Origin of the sequence: Arthrobacter crystallopoietes BAB-32 (genome assembly GCF_000328305.2) — a bacterium.
In the GTDB taxonomy this organism is placed as follows: domain Bacteria; phylum Actinomycetota; class Actinomycetes; order Actinomycetales; family Micrococcaceae; genus Crystallibacter; species Crystallibacter crystallopoietes_A.
In genome coordinates this window covers 1-2,444 of sequence record NZ_ANPE02000239.1, presented here as the reverse complement: position 1 = coordinate 2,444, position 2,444 = coordinate 1, and the positions used below count along the sequence as shown (strand labels likewise).

Annotated in this window: 3 protein-coding genes; 1 reads left to right on the top strand and 2 read right to left on the bottom strand. The window is 71.5% G+C overall.

The features are described from left to right. Positions 1-20 precede the first annotated feature (20 nt). The gene (locus tag D477_RS18250) at positions 21-1,136 is read left to right on the top strand and encodes a glycosyltransferase family 9 protein (protein ID WP_052510847.1); all 1,116 of its coding nucleotides are present in this window, start codon (positions 21-23) and stop codon (positions 1,134-1,136) included. Here D477_RS18250 and D477_RS18245 read toward each other — a convergent pair. Together D477_RS18245 and rfaE2 are read right to left on the bottom strand one after the other, a co-directional pair. Then, positions 1,102-1,806 (bottom strand): SDR family oxidoreductase, encoded by a 705-nt coding sequence (locus D477_RS18245; RefSeq protein WP_005273209.1) that lies wholly within the window; start codon positions 1,804-1,806, stop codon positions 1,102-1,104. The genes D477_RS18250 and D477_RS18245 overlap by 35 nt on opposite strands. 36 nt (positions 1,807-1,842) lie before the next feature. Further along, a partial coding sequence (gene rfaE2, locus D477_RS18240; protein ID WP_005273205.1) for a D-glycero-beta-D-manno-heptose 1-phosphate adenylyltransferase occupies positions 1,843-2,444 on the bottom strand: 602 nt, incomplete at its 5' end.

Below are 2,444 nucleotides of genomic sequence, written 5' to 3'. Positions count from 1 at the left end.
AGCCCGGCGCCGCCCACGGGCTGGGCGTCGGTCCGGTGCTCGCGCGCTTCGATGACGTCCGCAAGATTGCGGTGCTGCGCGGCGGCGGCCTGGGCGACATGATGTTCGCGGTGCCGGCCATCGAATCCCTCGCGGCCGCATACCCGGAGGCGGAGATCACGCTGCTGGGCACGGACGCCCACGCCGCCCTGTTCGGCGGCCGGCCGGGTCCGGTGCACCGGGTCGAACCGCTCCCGTATGCGCACGGCGTACGTCCCGGTCCCGAGGACCCCCAGGCCGTGGAGGACTTCCTCCGGCGGATGCGCGCCGAGGAGTTCGACCTTGCGGTGCAGCTGCACGGCGGCGGCCGCTTTTCGAATCCGTTCCTGCTCCGGCTCGGCGCCCGGCACACCGTGGGCACCCGCACCGAGGACGCGGCCGCACTGGAGCGCACCATCCCGTACCTCTATTACCAGCACGAGGTGCTGCGCGCCCTCGAGGTCGTCGGTCTGGCCGGTGCTGCCCCCGCCGCCCTGCAGCCGCAGCTGGCGCCGCTGCCGGACGAGGAGGAACTCGCCGCCGCGTGGCTGGATCCGGGACGGCCTTCCCTGGTGACCATCCACCCAGGTGCCACCGACCCGCGCCGCCGCTGGCCGGCGTCGTCCTTTGCCCACGTCGCTGCCAAGGCCGCGGCGGACGGCTGCCAGGTCCTGGTAGTGGGCGATGAACTGGACGTGCCGCTGGCCGAGGAAGTGGTGGCGCTGGCGCGGGGATCCGCTAACGACGGCGGCAGCATCCGTTCCGTCGCAGGGTGCCTGACGCTGGGCGAACTGTCCGCCGTGCTGCGCGCAAGCGATGTCATGCTCGGCAATGACAGCGGCCCGCGCCATCTGGCGCAGGCCGTGGGCACGCCGACGGTCGGCATCTACTGGGCCGGCAACATGATCATGGCCGGGGCTCTGGGCCGGACCCTGCACCGGGTGCACATGGCGTGGATGACGAACTGCCCGGAGTGCGGGGCCGACCTGACCCAGGTGGGCTGGACCGCGGAACGGTGCAGCCACGACTTCCCGCTGACGGAGCAGGTCCGCGCAGAGGATGTCTACGCGGACCTGGCTCAGCTTAGGGCCACGAGTCTTCTTCTTCGTGGCAAATAACCATCTCGCGCACCTCGCAGCCCCGGGGCTGGCCGAGCGCGAACAGGATCGCCTCGGCCACCCGCTCCGGATCGTTCAGCCGTGAATCGTCCTGCGGCTTGTACTGCTCGGTGCGGTCGTCGAAGAACCGGGTCTTCATGCCGGCGGGGATCATCGTGGTCACGCCGATCCGGCCGCGGGTCTCCGCCGCGAGCGCCCGGCTGAACCCGACCACGCCGAACTTCGAAGCGCAGTAGGCGGTTGCATCCGAGACGGCCTTGATGCCGAGCGAGGACGCCACCGTGATGACCCGGCCGTGCGTGGCTTCCAGGTACGGCAGCGCGGCACGCACCACGGAGACCGTGCCCATCAGGTTCACGCCGATGACCTTTTCCCACTCCTCGGCGGGGACGTCCTCCAGCCGGCCGCAGCGGTCAATCCCCGCGGCCGTGACGACGGCGTCCAGACCGTCGAGCGTGTCCGCCACCTCCCGCACGGCGGCGGTGACGGCTTCGCGGTCCGCCACATCCACTTCGACTGCCTTGACGCCGGACACCCGGCTGACATCCCGGTCCAGCACCACGGGGGTGCCCCCGGCGGCGCGGACGGCCTCAACCACTGCGGCTCCCAGTCCGGAACCGCCTCCGGTGACCAGGACGCGGCCGGGGTTGGCTGTTGCTGCGTTGTTCAAACTTCCTCCTTCAGGTTGACGTTCAGGGGGCCTCGGTCAGCCGACCTTGGCCAGGGCGGCGGCCAGCTTGGTGGTTGACCGGGCCGGGTAGTAGGGGACCGTCACGGTCTGGCCGCCCCACGATTCGAGCAGCTTGGCCTCCGGCAGCTGCTCCGCGGTGTAGTCGCCGCCCTTGACCCACAGGTCCGGGCGCAGCCGCTCGAGCGCCGCTTCGGGAGTCTGCTCCTCGAAGACCAGCACGGCGTCCACACACTCGAGCGAGAGCAGCAGTTCGGCGCGGTCCTGTTCGTTCATGATCGGGCGTTCCTCGCCCTTCAGCCGGGTGACCGAGGCATCCGAGTTCAGGCAGACAATCAGGCAGTCGCCCAGCGAGCGGGCAGCCGCGAGGGTCCGGGCATGACCGGCGTGCAGCAGGTCGAAGCAGCCGCCGGTGGCCACCACCGTGCCGCCGGCCGCGCGGGTCTGCTGCGCGACGACGAAGGCGTCGCTGGCGCCGTGCAGCTGGGGCGGTTCCGGCTCTGCGGCCAGCGATGCCACGCCGCCGCTGGCCAGGAAGGATGCCGCTTCGCGGACCGCTTCCTCCGCAGCGGCCGCCACGCTGGCACCGGCGGCCAGTCCAACCGCGAGCGCCGCAGCAA